We start from the raw sequence: 21954 nt of genomic DNA on the forward strand, positions 1-21954 counted from the left end.
CGAAAGAGACTATTTCATCATTTGCACCCTATTTAATAACTTCAATCTCTCCAACTCCGCGTTTTAAGACTTTTGGATATGCAGCTTTCGGTTTCAATACGGAGATCATGAAGTCCATCGCGATCTGCGGATCCACCGTTTCACCGCACGTATAGCAATCGAGTGCAGCAAATCCCTTCTCAGGGTAGGTGTGAATAGAGATATGGCTCTCCGATAATAAAACGAGTACTGTTGCCCCTTGAGGCTCAAACTGTTTGGACTGAGTGGAAAGCACAGTAGCACCGCACTTCTCGGCGGCTTGTACCATCATGTCCTCAAGAAATTTTGGGTCGTTCAGCAAATCGAAGTCGACGCCCCATGCGTCCACTGCTACATGTCTTCCGAAAGTCGAGAATTCCATTCTCTTTCGGCCCCCTTCCTAGCACGAAAAATTGATTTTTACAAGATTTCGCTAGGACCTACGTCATTCACCACGGGGGAAAGTTAGTCCTCAGAGGTCCCAACCCTTTAAGTGAATCCTGGTTCCTATACATCATATTTTCAACGTTTTATAAGGTACCACATATTCACGGGCGTTTCAATATATTTTTTGTCATTTTTTTGCCCTTTTTACTAGAGGCCTGATTATCTATTCAGGTCAAAGGTTACACTACGCATAAACAGGAAAGGAGCCGTTGCCATGAATATTGAAAAAGCAGTCGACGATTTTTGCCAGTATATTTGGGATGAATACGAGAAAAATCCTGAGATCCTGCCTGCCGAAGTAACCATCAATCATGTAGGAACCGGAGTCATCGCAAAAATCGATCAAGACGGACTCTATTTCGAAGCGAACGGACAAGAATTCGATATGGATGAATGGTTTATGCAAAACAATTTTACGTCTGATACCCTAGGAATAAACCCCTTACATTAAATGCACGATCTCTTATCATATTCATTTAAGAGAAAGGGGATGCGTTTACATTCGCACCCTTAACCGCGTAATTCCTGTACAACCGTTTTCTCTTTTCTGACATTCATCTCTACTTCATGTATGATGGAGAGTAAAGGAGAAGGGGTGATGGATGATGTACAGGATTGCTTTTTTTGATGTAGACGGAACGATCTATGACGGAAAAACGGTTTCGCCGAAAACGAAAGAAGCGATTCAAGCATTGAAAGGTAAAGGGATCATTCCTGTCATCTGTACGGGACGGGCAAAACCGGAAGCTGAATGGTTGCTGAAGATGCTCGGGATTTCCTATGGAGTGTTTAACAATGGAGCATTAGTTTGCCACGAAAATAAGGTCATTGATAAATCTCCGATCCCTAGGGTTTACGTACAAAAACTTTTAGACCGAGCAACCCGGTACGACACGACAATGATGGTGTGTAGCATCGACAATTGTTACACCAACCGTCCGAATTGCCCTACGCTCGTCAGAATCAGGAAAGAGCTCGGCTTATCGGTGCCGCTGCCTTTGACAGAGTCGCTTCCTGAATGTTTCCAAGTGATCATCTTTTGTCAGGAGCACGAAGAATCCCGCTTTCAACTTGAAGAGGTTGAATTTTCATATCACCGTTGGAATCCGGATGCATACGACTTAAATCTCAGAGGAATGAACAAAGCAGTCGGTGTGGAAAAATTGCTTCGTCATTTAGGGATTCCCAAAGAACATGCACTGGCATTCGGAGACGGTTTGAATGATTATGCAATGCTCGAATATGTCGGTTGCGGGGTCAAGATGGGGAACGGTCATCCCGATCTAAATCACGTAGCCGACTTGACGACGAAAAACATCGAAGAAGAAGGGGTATATCACGCACTTTCCCATCTGCTCAAAGTCATTTAATATTATTCAAACGGAAGAAATGTGTCAAAATTTCACGAAAAAAATTATTTGCTTTTAGATAGACCTTCTGTTATGCTTAACTCATAAGCCCCGCCGGAAAATGGGGCAATAGGAGGTCTGTAATACATGCAAGGTATTGTAAAATGGTTTAGCGCAGAAAAAGGTTATGGATTCATTCAGCGTGAAAATGGCGACGATGTATTCGTTCATTTTTCCGCTATCCAAGCAGAAGGTTTCAAAACCCTCGAAGAAGGTCAAAGAGTGGAATTTGAAATCGTTGAGGGAGCACGTGGACCTCAAGCTGCTAACGTAGTGAAGCTGTAATCACGAGAATAAACTAGTTATATTTCACATATAAGTAGTTTGCAAAAGTCCTCTAGGCAACACCTAGAGGACCTTTGTTTTTGCCAGGAAACTGACCATTCCTTCGATATTCCAGAGCCGCTTGCTTCTGCTTCATACGAATCTTAATGGATCGTTCGATCCGCATGAACGTCCTTCGATTGAGCCATCCACTCCCCGAAAGGAATCTTGAACGCATCGATAACAGGTACATCTTTACCTTTCTTGTGGTCACCGATCGCAAAAATAAGAAGGTCTCCTTTGTCTATCATATCGAATTCAAGAAGATTCATATCATAACCTTCCGTTAATTGCAGAGGAAAAACGTAGCTGTCCATTGCGCTCGTGTCTCCACCATTCGCTTTATAAAGCGTAACCTTAAGCGATCCGTCCGCTCTCGCTTCGATGGAATAGATAAAAGAGCCGACACCGAAATTCGCATAATCATACAACTTGAGTTTCTGCCCGTCTTTCATTACATATTCTTGACTCTTCTGGTCAAAAAGAACGCCTTCCTTCGTGTAGATATATCCGTCTTTCATCAGGATGGGCGTCTCTCCGTCCGGAAGCTTGTCCTTATCGAGTTCCTGACGTGTGCGATCAAGCTCGTCTTTGCTTACTTCAGAATAGTCGAAACTGTCCATGTTATATTTGATCGCCCGATCGTCATTGTAACCGATATAAAGGATCTTATCCTGGCGTACCGCACGTTTTAATTGATATCCGTCAAAACGGGATCTTTTTAAAACATTCAGGTTTTCATCAAGTGAAACCACAACGGTATGTTGCGCATCTTCTGCATAGACATATGTGGCTTTGTCATTGTCATCAACGAATGCGTAATGGTATAAATCAGGCGATGGCGAATAGGTGGAGGGCAGTTCTGCAATCTCTTTCCCTTGAATCGGTTTGCCGGAATTTTCTTTTAATATCTCCGCGAACGTTTGCGCAGGATGTACAGTCTCCTGTTTGCTTGTCGTCGCTGTCGTCAACACGGTCGGATTTCCACATCCGCCCAATAGTACTGAAACAACCAAGGTTGCAAATAACTTTTTACGCATATGAATCACCGCCTTCTTTTCCTCTCCCCCGCTAATGGTACCACACGGTGAAAAGACAGGCAAAGATTCTTCTTATGTCATGGCCAGAAACGACAAGTGCCCCCATCCGGGAGGCACTTGTCGTTTAACCAAATTTATATGTGATGCCATGTCCGCCTTTCGGGTACACCCATTCGATATTATAGGTTGGGCACCCGATCCGACAAGTTCCGCATTCGATACAATTCTCGAACGCCACCGAAGTGTAGGCCCCTTCCCAGTGGTACACATCTGCCGGGCAGAAGTAATTGCATTCTTTCGTAGCGCAATTTTTGCACACTTCTTGATCTTTGATAATCAGATGTGAATTTTCATCCACTTTGAAACGGATGGTGAACAGTTTATCTTCAATGCCACCGCTCATCCGTTAATCGCCCTCCATCCTTTATAACCAAATTTAAGCGCAGAGAACGTACCACCCAATGTTTCTTTCATACGTTTGATCGCATTCCGTTGTTTGTTGGCTTTCGTTTCCCCATCGACGAGGAGCATCTCATAAGCTGCTTCATTCAGAACACGCGGCAAATCGGTAAATGCCAGTTTAGGATCGATTTCTTTTAAGAACCCATGCAGTCCTCTATATTTCCTCAAATCTTTGTGTACGAATGATTCCTTCACTTTTTGATCATAAAGGGATAACGTTGCTCTCGAAAAATCTCCTCTATTTTTCGCCTCGATGATCGCTTCTCCCGCAAACTGGCCGGATTTCATCGCAAGATTCGTTCCTTCGCGGTGAACGAAGTTAACAAGTTGTGCAGCGTCCCCGCAGATCACCCACCCGTTTCCGGAAAGTGGAGGAATGGAATGATAACCCCCTTCCGGAATTAAGTGTCCGGCATACTCTTTCGTTTCCCCGCCTTGAATCAGTTTGCGGATCACCGGGTGCTGCTTGACACTTTCCAGCAACTCATAAGGCTTGATTCGCGTACGTTTGAGTTCGGAAACCATGACACCGATTCCGAGGGAGAGAGATTCTTTGTTCGTATAGAGAAATCCCATACCGATCATGCCCTTTGAGGTTTCTCCGATGAACTCGATGGTAACCCCTTCGTCACCCTCAAGATTGAACCGATCCATGATTTTTTCTTTCGGCAAAAATATCTGCTCTTTTACAGCGAGTGAGACTTCATCGGGTGACCATTCACGATGAATGCCGAGCGATTTTCCCAGAAGTGAATTCACTCCGTCAGCGATGACGACCACATCCGCATAGAGATCCCCGTCTTCTCGGTCTGTCCGCACACCGACGACTTTGTCCCCCTCGCGGATCAGTTCCAAGGCGACTGTCTCGTAAATCGGCAGTGCTCCCGCTTCTTCCGCTTTTCCTGCAAACCATTGGTCAAACTTTACGCGCATGCCCGTGAAACAATTGTATGGGTGTTTAAACGCTTCGTTTCGATGACCGAACGTGACTGCCGACTGAGAATCCAAAATCCATAATCGCTGTTCCACGATATGCCGTTCAAAAGGGGCTTCCTGCCATTTGTCCGGAAGGATATCTTCCAATTGCTTCCGGTACAAAACCCCACCAAAGAGGTTCTTCGCACCGGGAAACTCCCCACGCTCCAACAGGACGACAGAAAGTCCCGCTTTGGCCATCGTATAGGCGGCCGCTGAACCAGCTGGGCCCGCCCCCACGACGATCGCATCGAATTTTTCGTTTGCCATATCCTGTCCTCCCTTCTATCTTGAAAAATGTATAGTTTGGCGGGCGTATGCTTTGCGTTCGCGCTCCGTGGAGGTCGTCTCAGTGGGTATATGCTTTGCGCTCATGCTCCGTGAAGGTCGTCTCGCATGGAATTATAATCAAATGTTGCGAGACGACCTTCAAAGTCGCTATTACGCGCAAAGCATATACCCCCATACCGAAAAGGAAGCGAGACGTCCTCCAAAGTCGCTGTCTCACGCAAAGCATTACGCCCACCCAATGTCACTTTTCATCCTCTGATGGCGCCGCTTGTGGCATGAAGGGCTATCTTGAAAACTAGTACTTGTGTGGGTGTTTGCGCTTGGGTGCAATGTCCTATAATTTGACCTTCGTAGCTGCAGCCTGATCCGCCTGAAGGGCGAACAACCCGCGTTTGTTTTTGACAGCCTGTGTAATGGCGGGAACAATCTTAAACAAATCACCCACGATTCCGTAATGGGCAAATTTGAAGATGGGAGCATTCGGGTCGCTGTTGATCGCTACGATCACGTCTGAATTCTGCATGCCTACCGTATGCTGTACCGCCCCCGATATTCCGATGGCAAAATAAAGTTTTGGCCGTACGGTATGGCCTGTCTGTCCCACCTGATGATCGTGAGAAATCCATCCGGCGTCAACAGCAGCACGAGAGGCCCCTACCATTCCTCCGAGTGCATCCGCCAACTCTTGCAACGGTTTGAAACCTTCCGGCCCGCCTACTCCCCATCCCCCCTCAACGATGATTTCCGCGTCTTCGATGTTCAATTTGTTGTTCGCTTCGATAAACTCAAGCACACGGGCGGCGATTTCTTCTTCTTTCAGAACGTTTTCTACTTGTACGATCTCCCCTTTTCGAGAAATATCCCGTGGTAACGCCTCGAATACTCCGGCTCGGGCAGTCGCCATTTGCGGGCGATATTGTTTGCAAAGAATCGTTGCCATCATCTTCTCGGAGAATGCAGGACGAGAAGCGAGTAACAGTCGGCTTGGATGCGGTTCTACATCCAGTTGTGTGCAATCAGCCGTCAATCCGGTCGGCAAGTGTGTAGCGATCGCACCTGCGAGATCGCGCCCTGTTCCCGTCGCTCCGAAGAGGACGATCTCCGGCTTCACTTCTTCGATCACTTTGAGAGCAACACGGGAATAAGGACGTGTGCGGTAATCTTTCAATTCTTTGGCATCTGCGAGGATCACCCGGTCGGCTCCGTAATAGATTGCTTCCTCGGCTAGGTGCTCAACACCGTATCCGATCACCAATGCAATCAATTCCACTTCCAACTTATCCGCCAACTTTCTCCCCTGCCCTAACAACTGCCACCCGACTTTCTTGGCTTGCCCTCCCCGCTGTTCGATAAATACCATAACCCCGCGGTAGGCAGACCAATCGGGCATGTCCGCATTGTTGTTTTGATTTTTCGTCTCCGCCATCGGGATCCCCCTTCCTCTATTGCGCCCAACCTAAACGGCTTGGCAGGTCGGTACTCCAGAGCTTGTCAATCAGTTCTTCTGCAATCGCCTCCGGTTCATTCGCTTGAATCATTTCGGTGTTCACGGAGCGAATTTCTGGAACCCATGTCTTTGCAACGATCGTAGGCGATCCTTTGAGACCGATTTTTTTTCGATCCAGATCTGGAAAATCGTTCGTCGTCCAAATGACGGGTTTATAACGGGCCGCCCTCAGCATACCGGGCATGGGAGCGCGTCGGACTTTGTTCAATTCTTTCAATGCTGTAATGAGAACAGGCATTTCGGTTTCTACTACTTCTATGCCATCTTCCAAATAGCGATGAACGGTAATTCGCCTTCCTTCGATTCCTATCACTTTGCCGACATAGGTTAACTGCTCGAGATCCAAGCGGCACGCAATTCCAGGCCCCACTTGTCCGGTATCCCCGTCCAGCGTCTGTTTTCCGGTAAAAACGATGTCAATTGGCCCCCATGTGGCGGCAACCATCTTGATCGTTTCCGCCAATACGTAAGATGTCGCTAGCGTATCGGCACCAGCAAATGCGCGATCGGTGACAAGGACAGCATCATCGGCGCCGAGAGAGATGCACTGTTTTAACGCTTTTTCCGCGGGTGGCGGCCCCATGCAGACTACCGTGATTCGGCCGCCATACTTTTCTTTCAGGCGCAATGCTTCTTCCAGGCCGTGAAGATCATAGAAATTGACAATGGCGGGAACCCCCTGGCGTACCAACGTGTTGGTTTTCGGGTCGATGCGTATCTCACGACTGTCAGGCACTTGTTTCACACAAACGACAATATGAAGCATGACGCCCTTCGTCCTCCCCTCTCATTTCGAAAAAACTTACATTACTATCTAATGCGTGTCCGAGCCCCTTTCATGACACTTTTTTCACAAATACATACCACCGAAAGCAGAAAGGGTAGATTTCGAAATACTTTACCGTTTGACTCTTTTCTTAATGCCCCATGAAGATTGGTTGTTATCTTATAAATACCATGAAATGAGGTGATTTGCAAATAATATTGGGAATTATATAAATAATCAAATGCAATCTTGAGTAACAAAAAAACCATTCCTGTACCGGAATGGTTTCAGCGTGTTTTTTATCGTTCCATTTGGATTATAGACTCTCTTTGCGGACATCCCCATTATATTCTGCCGTAACCGTTGTATAAATGCCTCCGCGAACATTGAATTTTCCTATGACTTTCATGTAACGCGGCTGCAAAGCTTTGACGAGGTCATTGAGAATGATGTTGGTCACATCTTCATGGAAATGACCTTCATCGCGGAAGCTCCAAAGATATAATTTTAATGACTTCAATTCAACGATGGACGGTCCCGGTATATACTTCACAAAGATCGTTGCAAAATCAGGCTGCCCCGTCTTTGGGCACAAAGCTGTAAATTCCGGACACTCGATTTCTATCATATAATCACGATCCGGATGTGGGTTCGGAACCACTTCCAGTTCTTTACTAGGACGAGTCGACATCGAACTTTCCTCCAATCTTGCACTCTATGTAAAGAGCATCGCTACCTCAATAGAATAGCTGAGGAATATGTTACGGTCAAGAAAACGATGAACCGTCTTTCTTATGATGCACAAGATCGTGAATCCTATGTATTCTATAAATATTTACCAAACCGTTTCTATCGAAATGCTCTAAGACCATTAAAAGAAGCCGCCCCGTCATACGGGACAGCTTCGTATTATAAAATACCGACAATGTCGGTATGTGTTCCATCATATGCATGTAATCTTATGATTGTCACACCTTTGTGTAATCGTCCATCTCCGATTGTATGTAGGCAAGGAGTAAGCGATACGTTTCTTTTAAAGAATCACGATGCGTTCTCTCGAATGAATGGGATGCATCAATACCGGGACCGATTAATCCATGTACGATATCAAAGCCCGCCCGGAGCGCTGCGGAAGCATCGGAGCCATAGTGTGGATAAATATCGATCTTATAAGCGATTCCTTCTCGCTCCGCAAGATCCACAAGTTTCTGCCTGAAACCGTAATGATACGGACCCGAACTGTCTTTTGCACAGATCGAGACGGTATACTCATCGCTCGCTTGACCGGCACCGATTGCCCCCATATCGACAGCGAGGTATTCGACGGTTTCAGGCGGAATGTTGGAGTTCCCGCCATACCCGATTTCCTCATGATTGGAAATGAGAATATGTGTCGTATGCGGAATCTCGATCCCCTGTTCCTTGATCTGGCTAATCAATTCCAGCAAAATGGCTACGCTCGCTTTGTCATCCAAATGGCGTGATTTGATGAAACCGTGTTCAGTCACTTTCACGCGCGGGTCGAATGAAACGAAATCGCCCACTCTGATCCCGAGCGCCTCCACTCCTTCACGGTCAGCGACTTTCGCGTCGATTCGCACTTCTATCGTTTCTTGCGAACGCTCCGCTTTGCGTGTTTCCTCGCCATGAACATGAACCGACGCTTTGTCGATCATGATCGTTCCCGTAATGACGCCATTCTTGGCGGTGTGAATGTTGCAATACTCTCCTTCGATTGCATTCCAAGCATATCCGCCAATCATGGACAGTTTGAGACGACCATTTGCTTTGATTTCCTTGACCATCGCTCCTAACGTGTCAACGTGTGCGGTAAGTACCCGTTGTTCTCTGTGATCGGCACCTTCCAAAGTCATGAGTAGACCGCCTTTGTGATTCCTTGTCATAGGTACTCCGTAGCGTTCCATCTTCCTTTCAATAAAACGGATGATCTCTTGTGTAAATCCGGACGGGCTCGGGATGGATACCAACTGCACAAGCGTATCGACGATATGATTGACGATCTCCTCCATATTCATTCCCTCACTTTCTTTCACTTTCAGAGATGCGATTCCGTACATATATCTTAACGCAAAATATTCCTACCGTCTCCATTCACTCCCATTGTCGCTTCATGGTTATGAGTGTAATATTGAAGAATATAAATCAAAGGAGAGCACAAAGACATGTCGAAATTTATGCCTGTTAAGTCGCTCACCGGAGAGTTGAAACGTACTGAAATCAGGCGTGGTACAGCTTATAAACTGACGACCAACGAATTCGTTTTACAACGGGAAGATACAGCGTATGTCATCGATTTAAACAAGATCCTGGGCGTGATCGCATGCGATCCCAGCGAAACATCGACACACACCGATCTGATTGGAGATACGCATGTTTCTACTCATTTCGGACAATCCTCATATAAAATCATAGCAACGGAAATGCTCATCTTTACGCGCCATGGGGTGTCAGAACGGGGGGCGTCCACCTTGCACACATCATTATCCGACGATTTTACCCGTTTGCTGATCAATCATCTGCATGCCCAAAAGCCGTTTTAGAGCCTGTTTAACAGATGTTTCTAGAACACAAATGTGCATGCATGAGGTGACGAAAGAAGCATTCATACACAGGCCTCTTCCAAAAATCAACGAGGAAGCTCTGTTAGAGAGCTTCCTGCCAAATGGATTTCTATCTCATTAAGGGGGAAGGGATCAGATGAGACAACAAAAGGAAGACCAAGAAACGAAACGATCGTATCAGGCCCTTGCCATGGCCTCAGCCATAGGCGCAGACCTTGCGGGTACCACCATCGGTGGTCTCTACCTCGGCAAGTACCTTGATCGCCTTTTGGGTACATCCCCATGGCTGCTCCTGGTCGGCATTGTTGTCGGGCTCGCATCGGGAATTTACGGGATCAGCTTGATCACAAAACGTTTTACGAGTTAAAACGATCAGAATTCAGCACCTGATCCACCTGCGCCACTTCCTCGACAAATGTACAAAGCCTTTGATGCAATTCTTGAACTAATTGCGTATCTCCCTTTTTTTTGGCGTCCATATACTGCTCAAGAGCGATATAAATATGCCCCATCAACGCTTCTCTCATAATCCGCAGATCCCAATCGGGCGGGATTTTCCTTTCAACAAACACTCCTTCGTCCATGATTATGCCATTTACATACAACGTACGATACAATACGCTGCGGCCTGTGTAGTATTTTTCCGCATGCAGTTTCAACGATTCGATCATTGATTCGAGTGCTTTTAACATGCGGCCGTCACCGATTTTCACCCGCATATACTCGATATGCAATTGATATTCGCCTGACTGTTCGTATAGATAAAACACCAGATCATCATCTTCGTGATGAAGATGCAAGATGATCGCTTTTCCTCTGGCTTTCTCATCGACATAAATCCCCAACGCCTGAACTTTACGTTTCCAATCCAATAATTCTTGAAGAGCAATGCGACCTGAAATATTGCGAAAAATGACAATCGCGTTGTCCAATTTGCCCCCCTCCTTTATCAGGAGGTTTCATCTTTTGATATATCTTATGAATCAAGAGTTCCACATGTACTCCGTCTTTCATCCAATATCAGGGGAATGTTTGAAAGCAGGTTGACAGTCTTACCAAAATAACTTTACCATGGATCTAGGGGAGGGAAGTTCACATGTTAATCACTTCACAACCGTCTCTCGATTCAATTATCCGCAAGGTCGAATATGGTGAACGTCTGACATTGGAAGACGGCCTCACCCTGTTTGAATCGAATGACATCGCAACGATCGGCCAGTTAGCCAATCTGGTAAACACTCGTAAAAATGGCAATAATGTATATTTTATACAAAATCGCTATCTGAATCCGACGAATGTTTGCAATGCACATTGTTCATTCTGTGGTTTTCGGCGCGATCCCGGAGAAGACGGCGCATATACGATGACACACGAAGAGATTGTGGAAGCTGTGAGACCGGATGCTCATAAAATTCGTGAAGTCCATATCGTTGGCGGGCACAATCATACGGTTCCGTTTTCCTATTATGTAGAAACCGTTCGTGTTCTCAAGACCCATTTTCCTCATATCGCGGTCAAAGCGTACACCGGCGCGGAAATTCAATTTTTCTCCGAGTTATCGGGGAAATCTGTCGAAGCTGTGCTCGCGGAACTCAAAGAGGCAGGGCTTGATTCATTGACAGGAGGCGGTGCGGAGATTTTGAGCGAGCGCTACCGTCAGAAAGTATGCTCCGACAAAGCTACGGTAGAACAATGGTTAAACGCGCACCGTACCGCTCACAAAATGGGGATCAAAACACACGCCACGATGCTCTACGGTCTTATCGAAACGTACGAAGAACGATTGCAGCATATGTTGTATCTGCGTGAAATCCAGGATGAAACGGGAGGCTTCCTCACATTCATACCTCTCGCTTATCAACCGCGTACATATAGCGTGACGAAACGCACGGCCGCGTTTGATGACTTGAAGACAATTGCCATCTCCCGTTTGATGCTCGACAATTTTGATCATATCAAAGCATATTGGATCGATTTAGGTACCAAGATCGCACAAGTAGCTCTCGGATTCGGTGCCGATGATTTGCATGGTACTCTCATCGAAGAGAAGATTTCCCATGCCGTGAAACCGGAAGCAAACGAGATGGCACTTACGGTTGACGAATTAGTATGGTTGATCAAGTCGGCAGGACGAACACCTGTTGAACGCGATACCTTCTACAATCCGATTCGCACTTTCTGATCGCTTGTATGGAAAAGCCACAACTATCCGGTAAGTTGTGGCTTTTTCTTTTCGGCGCATTCTCTCTCTTGCTCACGAGTCACATGTATCCAGCAAACGAGTCTCCTTTCCCTTCTCCACATGTATGAATCTCCTCTCTAAATCCTCCGTACTGCCTCAACCCTACCATTCCAATAGGTGATTGTATAAATTAGCTGACATTATCACAGGGATAAATTATAAAAATTTTTCTTATCCATCAATTTCTCATATCCTGTAATTACAAAGAGTCGTTCGAACGAAGCGCTGGCCAGCCGAATTCCACCCATTCATCGGTTTAGGAGGCTTTCCTATGAGAGTTAACGTTGAAAAGGAAGGCATACGACAGACGGTTGTTCAAAGAAAGACTGCCGGTTTTTCGAAGGCGTGGATCGGAGGCATTTTATTTACGTTTGCCATCGCTTTTGTGGGTACATGTTTGACGAAGTTCCCTGTGATCGATCGTCTGGGGCCCATGGTGACCGCTATACTGATTGCGATAATCTATCGGCAATTCGCGGGTTATCCTGAGGCAATCCGTTCAGGTATCAATTTCTCGGCAAAAAGAATGTTACGTTTTGCCATCATTCTCTTCGGTTTTAAACTGAATGTTGATACGATCCTTCATCAGGGATTAGGACTGTTGGCGAGAGATGTTGGTTCCATTGCGATCGCGATTCTTGTTACCATGATGGTGGCTCATTGGATCAAAGCCGAACCGTCGTTATCCCTGATGCTTGCAGTCGGTACCGGCGTATGCGGAGCGGCAGCGATTGCCGCGGTATCTCCTATCATGGAAGGAAAAGATGATGATACAGCCATCGGAGTCGGCCTCATCGCACTTGTGGGAACTCTCTTCACAATCGCCTACACATTGCTGGAACCGATCGTACACATGACAAACATTCAATACGGAATTTGGTCCGGTATCAGTCTGCATGAAATCGCTCATGTAGCGGCTGCGGCCGCCCCGGCAGGACAGGATGCTTTGACAATCGCCCTGCTGGCGAAATTAGGACGCGTCCTTTTATTGGTTCCCTTGTGCTTGATCTTAGCCGCCTGGATGAAGAAAAAGGGCTCTTCCGACAAACAGTCAAAAATCGAATTTCCGCGGTTTCTCTTTGGGTTTATTGCCACTAGCCTGATCGGATCGTATGTCCCGATTCCCCCGATCATTATGCAGAATTTGGCTACCGCAAGTTCCTTTCTCTTGACAGCCGCCATGGTGGGACTTGGATTAAACGTCAGCTTCAAAGCGCTCCGCACCAAAGCGTTAAAACCATTCATTGCGATGCTGGCGGCTTCGGTCGTGCTATCGATCGCAACGTACCTTTCAATCATTTTGTAAAGCCTGAGCTCATTTGTATCATCAAAGGAAAAACTTTTGAAAGATCTTCGGACCGCTCCATAAGCGGTCTTTTTGTTGAAGCAGGTTCTTTTCATTGGCAACTGTTCGTAATGGTATCCAAAAGGCTGTAATCGGAAGAACTTCTTGTTTCGGGGAAAACGAGAGCGTATGGTCTTGTTCATTGATTGCCTTCATATCATTGCCTATAATTGAAAATAAACTTGTACGTACATCGTAATGTCAAAAAAAGTTAGGGGGGCTATTCATGGAATTAGATTTTCATAGTCCGATTCCGTTACACGTTCAATTAAAAGACTTATTAGAAAAACAAATATTACAAGGACATTATACAGAAAAAATCCCTAGTGAAAGGGAACTCATGGATATGTATTCCGTCAGTAGGAGTACCGTTAGAGAAGCGATTTCCATTTTAGTCCGTGAGGGGATTTTGGAAAAAAAACATGGTAAGGGAACCTTCGTCTCTCTCAAACCTGTTCAAGAATGGTTAGGAATCACCAGCTTAACTGAAACCATCAAAAAAATGGATATTCGATTATTAGATCATGGCATCGTTCCCACTCCCGAGAACATCGAGCATGTAGACGGTTTTCACGATCAGTCCTATCATATTAAAAGATTGCGGTTTAAAGATGATATTCCGATTGCGATTGAGAGACATTATTATCCACTGGAGATCGGGATGAAATTGCAAGCATACGATTTAAACAAGGCTGTTTTGTATGACGTGCTTGAAGGCGATCTCGGGATCCATTTTTGGGAAGCCGAACAAATTATCACATGCACTCATCCGGAAAAAGAAGACGCTGAACACTTGGGTGTTTCTGAATCCTTGTGCCTGTTGGTGACAGAACGTATGATCTCTGACCCTGAAGGTAACCTGATCGAGTATTATAAAGGCTATTTCCGTTCTGACATGTACTCGATAACGATGAAAATGTCTCGAAAAGCAACATAATCTTTCAGTACAATACGGTTCATCCATACACCATGACAGTCAGCAAAAGGAATGATGTCATGGGAAATATCTTCTCTTTTCAATACATATTTAAAAAAGAATGTGTCCAGGTCCCGAAAGATCGGTATACTGGACACCGTCGAATGTTCAATACCTTTATACGTTAATACGTTGACTCATTGATTTTAGCGATGATATCAAACTCATGTGTTCAATCTCCGTTTGACCGATACTCGATAATATAACCAGAGAATGATCAACCAAACGACTCCTCCATAAACGGAAACCCGAGTTAAGGGGGACGTTGCAATCGCAATAACCGAGATAGCAAGTAACAATAAACCGATTACTGGCAATATAGGCCAGAACGGCATCGGGTATTGAAGGAATTTATTTTCTGCCTTGGCGCGTCGTCTGAAAACCAATTCACAAACCAGAATCACACCCCATGTCCAAAGTGAAGCAAATGCAGACGCGCTGGTGATCCAGACATACACATCATCTGGTGCCAAGTAGGTGATGATAATTCCAATGGAGATCATAGCTGCGGTAGCCCATACAGAGATATGAGGTACCTGATTCCGGTTCAATTTTGTAAAATTCGAAGAATAATATCCCTTATGTGCCATACTGAACAGCATGCGACTCCCGCCGTATAAGCCCGTGTTACAAGATGAAAGTCCGGAAAGAATAATGATCAAATTTACAAGACCTGCGGCAACTGGGATTCCAATTTTCGAAAACATGAGAACGTAAGGACTTCCGGTATGCTCGATCAAATAGTTCCATGGAAACGCGCACAGCATGATCAGAATAGAACCAATATAAAAGATTGAAATACGCACGGTCACCGTTTTGAAAGCTTGACGTATGGTAGTTCCGGGGTCGTAAGATTCTCCGGCTTCCACGGCGAGTGTTTCGATACCACTATATGCTTGAACAACGAGTGAAATCGCAGCCAGAACTCCTAGCCAACCGTGTGGCAGAAAACCGTCATTGACCCAAAGATTTGTTAAACCGACCGCTTGCCCCTGATTGTAAACACCAGTGAGGATAATCAATCCTCCAAAGAACATAAACACAATGACGGCGCTGACTTTCAAAACGGCAAACCAATACTCCACTTCACCAAAAATCCGTACCGCAAGCAAATTAGAGAAGGTAAAGAGAATCAAGGCGATCAGCCCGGGAATCCAAGCAGGAAAAGACGGAAACCAAAATTGTAACAGTTTTCCGATCGCCGCCAGTTCAGACATAACCGTAGCTACCCAGTAAAACCACCACATTCCGGATGTCACATACCCTATTTGGGAACCGAGAAGTTCACCGGCGTAATGACTGAAGGAACCGGCAACAGGTTTTTCTACCGTCATTTCACCGAGCGCTCTCATCACGATGGCAGCAAGTATTCCACAAATAACGAAGTCAACCACTACACCCGGACCCGCCAGTTTCACGGAGGGAGCGGAACCATAAAACAATCCTACTCCAATAACCCCTCCAATAGCCAGCATTTGAATTTGTCGATTCGACAAACTCCGCCTGAGTCCTTCCGATTCCATTTCAACGGATCCTTCTCTTTCAATCATTGCCAAAGACATCATCCTCCTTCATGAATTCAGATTCTGGATTTTTTCAGAGATTCGGCTTACTGTATTGAATATTCAGATAATATTTCTGAGTATGATTTTATCTTGATTTTATTTTCGTGTAAGGAGAGATGGAATGAACGGATGTTTGAGAGTATAGAGTCACAAAGCAATGGACATGTCCCAGAAAGATATGAGGATTTGGACATGCCCATCACAACCATTTAGCATCCTTCACGAAGAACAGATTTTATAACTTGAACCATAAAACGTAAATCTTCTTCCGTTGAGGAAAGAGGCGGAGCAATAATTAAGACGTTGTTAAGCCCGGGAACCGTATCTCCATTTCGCCCGATAATTAATCCTTTCTTCTTACATGCGGCAATGACGTTTACCATACACTCTTCCGAAGCCGGTGTCTTCAATTTTTTATCCTCTACCAATTCGATACCGAATAAAAATCCGACCCCACGAACTTCTCCGACCTTATCCAATGATTCTAATTCACGGAGTTCAAGTAGTATCGATTCACCCAAGCGAGAAACTCGATCCACAATTCCTTCATTCTCGATAATTTCGATATTTTTTAAGGCTACTGCACAGGAAGCAGGATGTCCTCCAAAAGTGGAAATATGCCGCAAGTGATCCTGTTTACCGTTTTCTTTGAACTTCTCGTAGATTTCGGAACGAACCGCTGTAGCCCCTAACGGAAGGTAACCACTTGTCAATCCTTTCGCCATGGTCACAATGTCCGGTTGGACCCCTTCGGAATGCATGAACCCAAACATCTCTCCTGTTCTGCCAAATCCTGAAACAACCTCATCAACAATCAAAAGAACATCATGTTTCTTGCAGATTTCAGCCACTCGTTTCAGATATTCTTTGGAGGGGATAATGACACCGCCACCTGAGATAAAAGGTTCCAAAATGACACCAGCTACAGTCTCAGATCCTTCCCAGTTAATCACTTGATCAATATAGTCGGCAGCCAGGAGATCGCTGTCTGGTACATGTTCTCCAAATGGAGAACGATAGCTGTATGGGGGCGGAACATGAAGAAAACCGGGGACGGCAGGATCGTATTTAATTCTGCGATTGGCTTGAGCGGTTGCACTTAATGCTCCCAGTGTTGAACCATGATAGGCGCGATATCTGGAGATGAACTTGTATTTTCCCGGATGACCGTTTTGTATATGATATTGGCGAGCGATTTTGAATGCGGTTTCATTCGCTTCAGAGCCACTGTTGGAGAAAAAGGTCGTATAAGACCCTTGCAATAGCTCACTGATTTTTGCAGATAATTGAATCGCCGGGATATGACTTAAAGTCAACGGAAAATAGGACAAATTCACCATCTGCTCATAAGCAGCCTGAGCGATTTCTTTCCGCCCATGCCCAAGATTTAAGCACCATAAACCAGAGACCCCATCGAAAAACTTGTCACCATTCACATCGAAGAACCAACCTCCTTCTCCTCGCATTCCGATCAAAGGAGTTGCTTTTTCATTATATCGGGACATAGCATGCCATAGATGATCTTTATCTTTTTGTATGAGCTCTTGAATTTCCAATAATTGTTTGTTTTCAAGTCCCACCTTCATAATCGCCCCTCCATTTCCATTCCAATGGGTTTCCTTAACCAACATAGAAGTGTCACGAAAAACAGAAACAAATAGGATGATGCAGGTGGACGTGATTCTATGCATTTGAACGTGATCACGTCCACCAAAATCATTTCTATGATTCATTTAAAAGTAAAAAGTGAACATGATCACCATTTTTCAGTTTAGCGGCATTGGCTTCATCCGTATCGATATGAAACTCTAAACGATAGTTGGGGCTCACACGGATTCTAACACCGCTGAAAATCACTTGCCTTTCCGTTTGCGACAGGACGAATACATGGTCTCCATCATGAACTCGAAATTTTAAAGCTTCTTCTTCAGACATATGGATATGTCTGTTTGCGATTATCAGTCCTTCCTTGACATAAATGGATCCATATGGACCAATGATCGTAACCGGACTGCTTCCTGCGAGATCCCCTGAATCGCGAATGGGTGGAGATACTCCCAGTCGATAGGCATCTGTCAAAGATACTTCCACTTGTGTATACCGTCGGGCTGGACCCAAGATTCTCACTTGATCAATCACACCTTTTGGACCAGCCAGCATCACGGTTTCTTTTGCAGCATATTGACCGGGCTGAGACAATTGTTTTTGTAATTGCAATCGGTAACCCTCTCCAAACAATTTTTCGATGTGATTTTGGGTAAGGTGCACGTGCCTCGCTGAAACTCCTACAGGAATTGTGTTCAACGTCCCATCATGTGCAAACGTTTCTATGAAGTGAAGGGGATTGAGAATTTCATTCATGATACTCACCCCTTTCGCGAGAAAAGTTAGAGATGAGCCAAATCCAAACCCATTTTTATGAGTGAGAGGAACGATTACCAGTTTCTATGATCCAGATGAGCATATTTCTCCAAGAAGCGAATCGGCATCTTCAAAGCATCTTTGCGGAACGGAGGAGCCAATTGGGTGCCATCCACTTGAATATCGATCACCGTCGGTTTATCCGATTTCAACGCTTCCAACACTGCTTTTCTAAGATCTTCCGGATTATCCGCGCGATATCCGTTCGCTCCCATAACTCGGGCTAATTCGGCAAAATCGGGATTGTTGATATCGGCACCAACGAAACGGCTGTTATAGTAATCAACTTGGTTTTTCTTTTCTGCGCACCATGCTCCGTTGTTAAATACGCAAGCGATGACAGGAAGATTTTGATCGACTGCTGTACTCACTTCATGCAAGCTCATTCCCCAAGCTCCATCTCCCACGATGGCGAAGACTGGGCAGTCGGGTTTCGCCAACTTGGCACCAAGCGCCGCAGGATAAGCGAAACCCGTGTTGCCGAAGGTTAATGCCGCAATATGTTTTCTTGGTTGCGTAAATTTCAGGTAACCGTTTGCCGTGGAAGAAACATTCCCGATGTCTGTTGAAACAATCGCATTCTCCGGCAACAGCCTTGTAAGTTCTAATAATGCTCGGCGCGGATTCATGGGATTACCGGCTACCATGGCCAGGGATACTAGTTCTTCTTCCCATTCCATGTTGACCGCTGCAATCTCTGCCAACCGCTCTTGATTCGTTGTAAGACCCGGTTTGATCGCTTTTAAACGTTTGAGAATTTCGACACAGGCTTCCCGTGCATCCCCGATGATCCCAACTTCAATCGGGTGTGTTCGTGCAATGTTTCGAGGATTGATATCAATTTGTATGATTTTCGCATGTTGTGGCCAGTAATTGATGCCGTAACAGGGTAAAGTACCAAAGACGGAGAGGCGAGTACCGATTGCCAAAATGACGTCCGCTTTTTCCAAGGTCTTCATCGCCGCTTTGGAACCCATGTAACCGATCGGCCCCAATGCCAGAGGATGATCACCGGGGAACGCGTCGTTATGCATGTATGAACAAGCAGCGGGAGCAGTTAAATATTCGGCTATGCCTACAACAGCATCCCATCCGTTGGAATCCACAGTACCTCTCCCAGAGATGATCACCGGATATTTCGCTTCCGCCAATAATTCAACCGCCCGATCCAACGCTTCCGCAGCACCGCACCCGCGAGCGTCCACACGATATTGATGAGGCTCGAGAATATAATCTTCCAGTTCTCCATAGAAGTAATCACGTGGAATATCGTAGAGAACGGGACCTCTCTCTGCATAAGCGATACGGAATGCCGTTCGTAGACAATCGGCAACTCGACTTACGTGTGGCACGCGAACCGTCGCTTTTGTAATCGCTTTGAAAACAGATACTTGATCACATTCCTGGAAACCGTCCCAGCCGATGGTAGGAGTTCCCGCGGAAGGCGAGATCACGACCATCGGTGTATGCGCCTGATAAGCGGCCGCAACCGAAGTCACCATGTTGGTAATCCCGGGACCATTTTGTCCGATGACAACCCCTGCTACTCCGGATACGCGAGTATAAGCATCGGCCATATGTGCAGCAGTTTGCTCATGACGTACCGGGATGAAGCGAATACCGGCTGTCGGGAGCAGATCCAACATATCCATAAAAGCCGAACCCAAAATACCGCTGATATGAGTTACGCCTTCCGCCACCAGCGTTTCTACGATGGCTTCACTGGGAGTCATTTTTACTTTTGTATTTCTTGCAACTTTCGTTTCAACTTTGTTCATCATGATCCTCCTTTGTTTAGAGTCTATAATTTTGGAAACGTGTACTTTATATTGGAAGTGACATCATGACGTACGTACCAGTTTCTAACCACATATTACACTCAGCCCTACAGTCAGTCAATATACTAAATAAAAAATTTTTTGATTAATCATTATATACCACCAAATCAAACAACAATTCTTCATGATAAAGTTAGCCGATTCTTTCTAATGGTTCCCATTGACGTGATTCAATCATGTTTTATGAAAATGGGAACTCTTGACGGTAAAAAGGTAGCCCTATGATCTTGGGCTACCTTTGTGACAATGTTTTTCTCTTCCCCACTCTTTATCTTATTCTACATCCTACTGTGCCTGTAAAAATTGACTCGCCATATATCCTTGTGTTCCATCCGCCAAGATGACTTTTGACCATCCGTTGGATGTCGAACCGACAACTTTCACCGTATCCCCTTGATAGACCTTGCCAATGATCTGTTGATCGATTCCCGGGCCGCTGCGTACATTGACATATACACCAGTAACAACCATCGTTTGTCCTTCCGCTTCCGCCATCCCAGTCCCGTTTTGCTCGGATCCGTTCGCATTCTGTTGATTGGGGCCGCTGTCTTCATTTTGTTGATTGGTCGCACCGGCATGATCTCCTGCCGATACAGAAGCGGCTCCTTCTTCACCGAGTAACGAATGGACGAGTTGACGTGCCGCCGCGACATCAGGAATCAGGATCGACTCTCCATCGGGGGATTGGCCTTCTTGCAAAGAATCGGATGCCGGCACTTGTACCGTTTGGATGTTTGATGTATTTACTTGTGTGAACAAACCGGCTAACTTTACAATCTCCTTCGGACCCAGATTCGTTTGAATGTAGGGTTCAGCCGCTTCCAAAACCGAAGGTAACTTGATCAACATGGATGGTGTTTTCATCTCGGCAGCTACCGCTTTTAGGAGTTTTCTCTGGCGTTCTGTCCGCGCATAATCGGATAGGGCGTCATGACGGAACCGGACATACATCAACGCATGTTTTCCATCGAGGTGTTGTACGCCTTTTTTTAAATTTATGTCATAGACACCATCGTCTGTATATACCATGTCTTTCTCTACATCAATCGTCACTCCGCCGATCGCGTCAATGATTTTTTCAAACCCTTGAAAATCAGTCACCATATAATAATTGATCGGTACCTGAAGAAAGTTCCTGACCGTTTGTACAGCCAGGTCAGGCCCGCCGTAAGCGAAAGCAGCGTTGATCTTATCTTTCCCTTGACCGGGTATCGTTACGTAAGAATCACGCAAAATCGAAAGGATATCCGCCTTCTTCGTTTGCGGGTCAACCGATACCAGGATCATCGAATCGGAACGGGGATGCTCGTCATGATTACGATTATCGACGCCCATCACGAGGATATTGACGCGATCCGTTCCTTGCCATGGATCGACACGAACATCGTTACCTACAGGCGTGAATGTATTTTGATTGGCTTTCTTAAAAAAGTTAATGGCCGCTAAACCATCATACACGCCTAATCCCAATACCCCAATAAACAAAAGAACCACCAGTTTCTTCAAAAACTTTCGTTTCTTTGGTTTCTTGCGGGGTACCTGGCTTTCCTGCTGCGTCGCCTCAGTGAGTTTTTCGATCTTCATTGCACACCTTCCTAGTATTTTCTTCCCTCTATTATATTTTAACACGTTCAAATATCAATTCTTTAGACGACAATTCCTTTTTCGATATCATCGTATTCGTTATAATTGTTTATAAATAAAGTAGAAGAGCTTTTTCATTAACCATCGGTTGGAAGAGGAGAA

General features: G+C 45.5%; 22 protein-coding genes. 8 read left to right on the forward strand and 14 right to left on the reverse strand.

Going from position 1 to position 21954, the window contains the following annotated elements:
* Positions 1-28: 28 nt before the first annotated feature.
* Complete coding sequence (speD, locus tag DNHGIG_RS02385) at positions 29-400, reverse strand: adenosylmethionine decarboxylase (RefSeq protein WP_282198155.1); 372 nt, start codon at positions 398-400, stop codon at positions 29-31.
* A 279-nt stretch (positions 401-679) separates the two neighbouring features.
* Between speD and DNHGIG_RS02390 the strand changes: the two genes are divergently transcribed.
* The 3 genes from DNHGIG_RS02390 (at position 680) to DNHGIG_RS02400 (ending at position 2159) form a co-directional block, all read left to right on the forward strand.
* The gene (locus tag DNHGIG_RS02390; protein ID WP_282198156.1) at positions 680-916 is read left to right on the forward strand and encodes a hypothetical protein; all 237 of its coding nucleotides are present in this window, start codon (positions 680-682) and stop codon (positions 914-916) included.
* Between the two features lie 151 nt (positions 917-1067).
* Positions 1068-1835, forward strand: a complete 768-nt coding sequence (locus tag DNHGIG_RS02395) for a Cof-type HAD-IIB family hydrolase (RefSeq protein ID WP_282198157.1) — start codon at positions 1068-1070, stop codon at positions 1833-1835.
* A 126-nt stretch (positions 1836-1961) separates the two neighbouring features.
* On the forward strand, positions 1962-2159 hold the full coding sequence (locus DNHGIG_RS02400) for a cold shock domain-containing protein (protein ID WP_282198158.1): 198 nt from the start codon (positions 1962-1964) through the stop codon (positions 2157-2159).
* 143 nt (positions 2160-2302) lie between these two features.
* On the opposite strand, the gene DNHGIG_RS02405 is transcribed toward DNHGIG_RS02400, so the two are convergent.
* From DNHGIG_RS02405 to DNHGIG_RS02435, 7 genes are all read right to left on the reverse strand, one after another.
* The gene (locus DNHGIG_RS02405) at positions 2303-3238 is read right to left on the reverse strand and encodes a hypothetical protein (protein ID WP_282198159.1); all 936 of its coding nucleotides are present in this window, start codon (positions 3236-3238) and stop codon (positions 2303-2305) included.
* Between the two features lie 124 nt (positions 3239-3362).
* Positions 3363-3641 carry a ferredoxin family protein gene (locus tag DNHGIG_RS02410; protein ID WP_282198160.1) on the reverse strand — a complete coding sequence of 93 codons (279 nt, stop codon included), beginning with the start codon at positions 3639-3641 and terminating at the stop codon, positions 3363-3365.
* On the reverse strand, positions 3638-4945 hold the full coding sequence (locus DNHGIG_RS02415) for an FAD-dependent oxidoreductase (RefSeq protein ID WP_282198161.1): 1308 nt from the start codon (positions 4943-4945) through the stop codon (positions 3638-3640). Before DNHGIG_RS02415 ends, DNHGIG_RS02410 begins: the two co-directional genes overlap by 4 nt.
* 355 nt (positions 4946-5300) lie before the next feature.
* A complete protein-coding gene (locus DNHGIG_RS02420; RefSeq protein ID WP_282198162.1) occupies positions 5301-6392 on the reverse strand; it encodes an electron transfer flavoprotein subunit alpha/FixB family protein in 1092 nt (363 codons plus the stop codon).
* Positions 6393-6408: 16 nt separating this feature from the next.
* Positions 6409-7239 carry an electron transfer flavoprotein subunit beta/FixA family protein gene (locus tag DNHGIG_RS02425; protein ID WP_282198163.1) on the reverse strand — a complete coding sequence of 277 codons (831 nt, stop codon included), beginning with the start codon at positions 7237-7239 and terminating at the stop codon, positions 6409-6411.
* A gap of 316 nt (positions 7240-7555) precedes the next feature.
* Positions 7556-7930 (reverse strand): preQ(1) synthase, encoded by a 375-nt coding sequence (gene queF, locus DNHGIG_RS02430; protein WP_282198164.1) that lies wholly within the window; start codon positions 7928-7930, stop codon positions 7556-7558.
* A gap of 277 nt (positions 7931-8207) precedes the next feature.
* Positions 8208-9269 (reverse strand): M42 family metallopeptidase, encoded by a 1062-nt coding sequence (locus DNHGIG_RS02435; protein ID WP_439647719.1) that lies wholly within the window; start codon positions 9267-9269, stop codon positions 8208-8210.
* Positions 9270-9422: 153 nt separating this feature from the next.
* Between DNHGIG_RS02435 and DNHGIG_RS02440 the strand changes: the two genes are divergently transcribed.
* Both DNHGIG_RS02440 and DNHGIG_RS02445 read left to right on the forward strand, forming a co-directional pair.
* On the forward strand, positions 9423-9800 hold the full coding sequence (locus DNHGIG_RS02440) for a hypothetical protein (protein WP_282198166.1): 378 nt from the start codon (positions 9423-9425) through the stop codon (positions 9798-9800).
* 157 nt (positions 9801-9957) lie between these two features.
* Entirely contained in the window at positions 9958-10188 is a 231-nt protein-coding gene (locus DNHGIG_RS02445; RefSeq protein ID WP_282198167.1) for an AtpZ/AtpI family protein, read from the forward strand.
* Here DNHGIG_RS02445 and DNHGIG_RS02450 read toward each other — a convergent pair.
* Complete coding sequence (locus tag DNHGIG_RS02450) at positions 10178-10753, reverse strand: hypothetical protein (protein WP_282198168.1); 576 nt, start codon at positions 10751-10753, stop codon at positions 10178-10180. The two genes, DNHGIG_RS02445 and DNHGIG_RS02450, sit on opposite strands and share 11 nt — an antisense overlap.
* A 164-nt stretch (positions 10754-10917) precedes the next feature.
* Between DNHGIG_RS02450 and mqnE the strand changes: the two genes are divergently transcribed.
* From mqnE to DNHGIG_RS02465, 3 genes are all read left to right on the forward strand, one after another.
* Positions 10918-12003 carry an aminofutalosine synthase MqnE gene (mqnE, locus tag DNHGIG_RS02455; protein ID WP_282198169.1) on the forward strand — a complete coding sequence of 362 codons (1086 nt, stop codon included), beginning with the start codon at positions 10918-10920 and terminating at the stop codon, positions 12001-12003.
* Positions 12004-12334: 331 nt separating this feature from the next.
* Positions 12335-13369, forward strand: a complete 1035-nt coding sequence (locus tag DNHGIG_RS02460) for a YeiH family protein (protein ID WP_282198170.1) — start codon at positions 12335-12337, stop codon at positions 13367-13369.
* A 265-nt stretch (positions 13370-13634) separates the two neighbouring features.
* Positions 13635-14345, forward strand: coding sequence for a GntR family transcriptional regulator (locus tag DNHGIG_RS02465; RefSeq protein WP_282198171.1), 711 nt, complete (start codon positions 13635-13637; stop codon positions 14343-14345).
* 203 nt (positions 14346-14548) lie between these two features.
* On the opposite strand, the gene DNHGIG_RS02470 is transcribed toward DNHGIG_RS02465, so the two are convergent.
* The 5 genes from DNHGIG_RS02470 to DNHGIG_RS02490 form a co-directional block, all read right to left on the reverse strand.
* Positions 14549-15934: an amino acid permease gene (locus tag DNHGIG_RS02470; protein WP_282201330.1), complete on the reverse strand. Its 1386-nt coding sequence runs from the start codon at positions 15932-15934 to the stop codon at positions 14549-14551.
* 224 nt (positions 15935-16158) lie between these two features.
* On the reverse strand, positions 16159-17535 hold the full coding sequence (locus tag DNHGIG_RS02475) for an aminotransferase (RefSeq protein ID WP_282198172.1): 1377 nt from the start codon (positions 17533-17535) through the stop codon (positions 16159-16161).
* Between the two features lie 136 nt (positions 17536-17671).
* The gene (gene pduL / locus DNHGIG_RS02480; RefSeq protein WP_282198173.1) at positions 17672-18310 is read right to left on the reverse strand and encodes a phosphate propanoyltransferase; all 639 of its coding nucleotides are present in this window, start codon (positions 18308-18310) and stop codon (positions 17672-17674) included.
* Between the two features lie 74 nt (positions 18311-18384).
* Positions 18385-20148 carry a sulfoacetaldehyde acetyltransferase gene (gene xsc, locus DNHGIG_RS02485; RefSeq protein ID WP_439647720.1) on the reverse strand — a complete coding sequence of 588 codons (1764 nt, stop codon included), beginning with the start codon at positions 20146-20148 and terminating at the stop codon, positions 18385-18387.
* A 345-nt stretch (positions 20149-20493) separates the two neighbouring features.
* Complete coding sequence (locus DNHGIG_RS02490; protein WP_282198175.1) at positions 20494-21792, reverse strand: LCP family protein; 1299 nt, start codon at positions 21790-21792, stop codon at positions 20494-20496.
* Between the last annotated feature and the right edge of the window lie 162 nt (positions 21793-21954).

This window comes from Collibacillus ludicampi (assembly GCF_023705585.1).
Taxonomy (GTDB): domain Bacteria; phylum Bacillota; class Bacilli; order Tumebacillales; family BOQE01; genus Collibacillus; species Collibacillus ludicampi.

What these genes read in the sequence shown, in the direction of transcription:
- speD (WP_282198155.1), bottom strand. Translation starts at nt 400, where the DNA reads ATGGAATTCTCGACTTTCGGAAGACATGTAGCAGTGGACGCATGGGGC.
- DNHGIG_RS02390 (WP_282198156.1), top strand. Translation starts at nt 680, where the DNA reads ATGAATATTGAAAAAGCAGTCGACGATTTTTGCCAGTATATTTGGGAT.
- DNHGIG_RS02395 (WP_282198157.1), top strand. Translation starts at nt 1,068, where the DNA reads ATGATGTACAGGATTGCTTTTTTTGATGTAGACGGAACGATCTATGAC.
- DNHGIG_RS02400 (WP_282198158.1), top strand. Translation starts at nt 1,962, where the DNA reads ATGCAAGGTATTGTAAAATGGTTTAGCGCAGAAAAAGGTTATGGATTC.
- DNHGIG_RS02405 (WP_282198159.1), bottom strand. Translation starts at nt 3,238, where the DNA reads ATGCGTAAAAAGTTATTTGCAACCTTGGTTGTTTCAGTACTATTGGGC.
- DNHGIG_RS02410 (WP_282198160.1), bottom strand. Translation starts at nt 3,641, where the DNA reads ATGAGCGGTGGCATTGAAGATAAACTGTTCACCATCCGTTTCAAAGTG.
- DNHGIG_RS02415 (WP_282198161.1), bottom strand. Translation starts at nt 4,945, where the DNA reads ATGGCAAACGAAAAATTCGATGCGATCGTCGTGGGGGCGGGCCCAGCT.
- DNHGIG_RS02420 (WP_282198162.1), bottom strand. Translation starts at nt 6,392, where the DNA reads ATGGCGGAGACGAAAAATCAAAACAACAATGCGGACATGCCCGATTGG.
- DNHGIG_RS02425 (WP_282198163.1), bottom strand. Translation starts at nt 7,239, where the DNA reads ATGCTTCATATTGTCGTTTGTGTGAAACAAGTGCCTGACAGTCGTGAG.
- queF (WP_282198164.1), bottom strand. Translation starts at nt 7,930, where the DNA reads ATGTCGACTCGTCCTAGTAAAGAACTGGAAGTGGTTCCGAACCCACAT.
- DNHGIG_RS02435 (WP_439647719.1), bottom strand. Translation starts at nt 9,269, where the DNA reads ATGGAGGAGATCGTCAATCATATCGTCGATACGCTTGTGCAGTTGGTA.
- DNHGIG_RS02440 (WP_282198166.1), top strand. Translation starts at nt 9,423, where the DNA reads ATGTCGAAATTTATGCCTGTTAAGTCGCTCACCGGAGAGTTGAAACGT.
- DNHGIG_RS02445 (WP_282198167.1), top strand. Translation starts at nt 9,958, where the DNA reads ATGAGACAACAAAAGGAAGACCAAGAAACGAAACGATCGTATCAGGCC.
- mqnE (WP_282198169.1), top strand. Translation starts at nt 10,918, where the DNA reads ATGTTAATCACTTCACAACCGTCTCTCGATTCAATTATCCGCAAGGTC.
- DNHGIG_RS02460 (WP_282198170.1), top strand. Translation starts at nt 12,335, where the DNA reads ATGAGAGTTAACGTTGAAAAGGAAGGCATACGACAGACGGTTGTTCAA.
- DNHGIG_RS02465 (WP_282198171.1), top strand. Translation starts at nt 13,635, where the DNA reads ATGGAATTAGATTTTCATAGTCCGATTCCGTTACACGTTCAATTAAAA.
- DNHGIG_RS02470 (WP_282201330.1), bottom strand. Translation starts at nt 15,934, where the DNA reads ATGATTGAAAGAGAAGGATCCGTTGAAATGGAATCGGAAGGACTCAGG.
- DNHGIG_RS02475 (WP_282198172.1), bottom strand. Translation starts at nt 17,535, where the DNA reads ATGAAGGTGGGACTTGAAAACAAACAATTATTGGAAATTCAAGAGCTC.
- pduL (WP_282198173.1), bottom strand. Translation starts at nt 18,310, where the DNA reads ATGAATGAAATTCTCAATCCCCTTCACTTCATAGAAACGTTTGCACAT.
- xsc (WP_439647720.1), bottom strand. Translation starts at nt 20,148, where the DNA reads ATGAACAAAGTTGAAACGAAAGTTGCAAGAAATACAAAAGTAAAAATG.
- DNHGIG_RS02490 (WP_282198175.1), bottom strand. Translation starts at nt 21,792, where the DNA reads ATGAAGATCGAAAAACTCACTGAGGCGACGCAGCAGGAAAGCCAGGTA.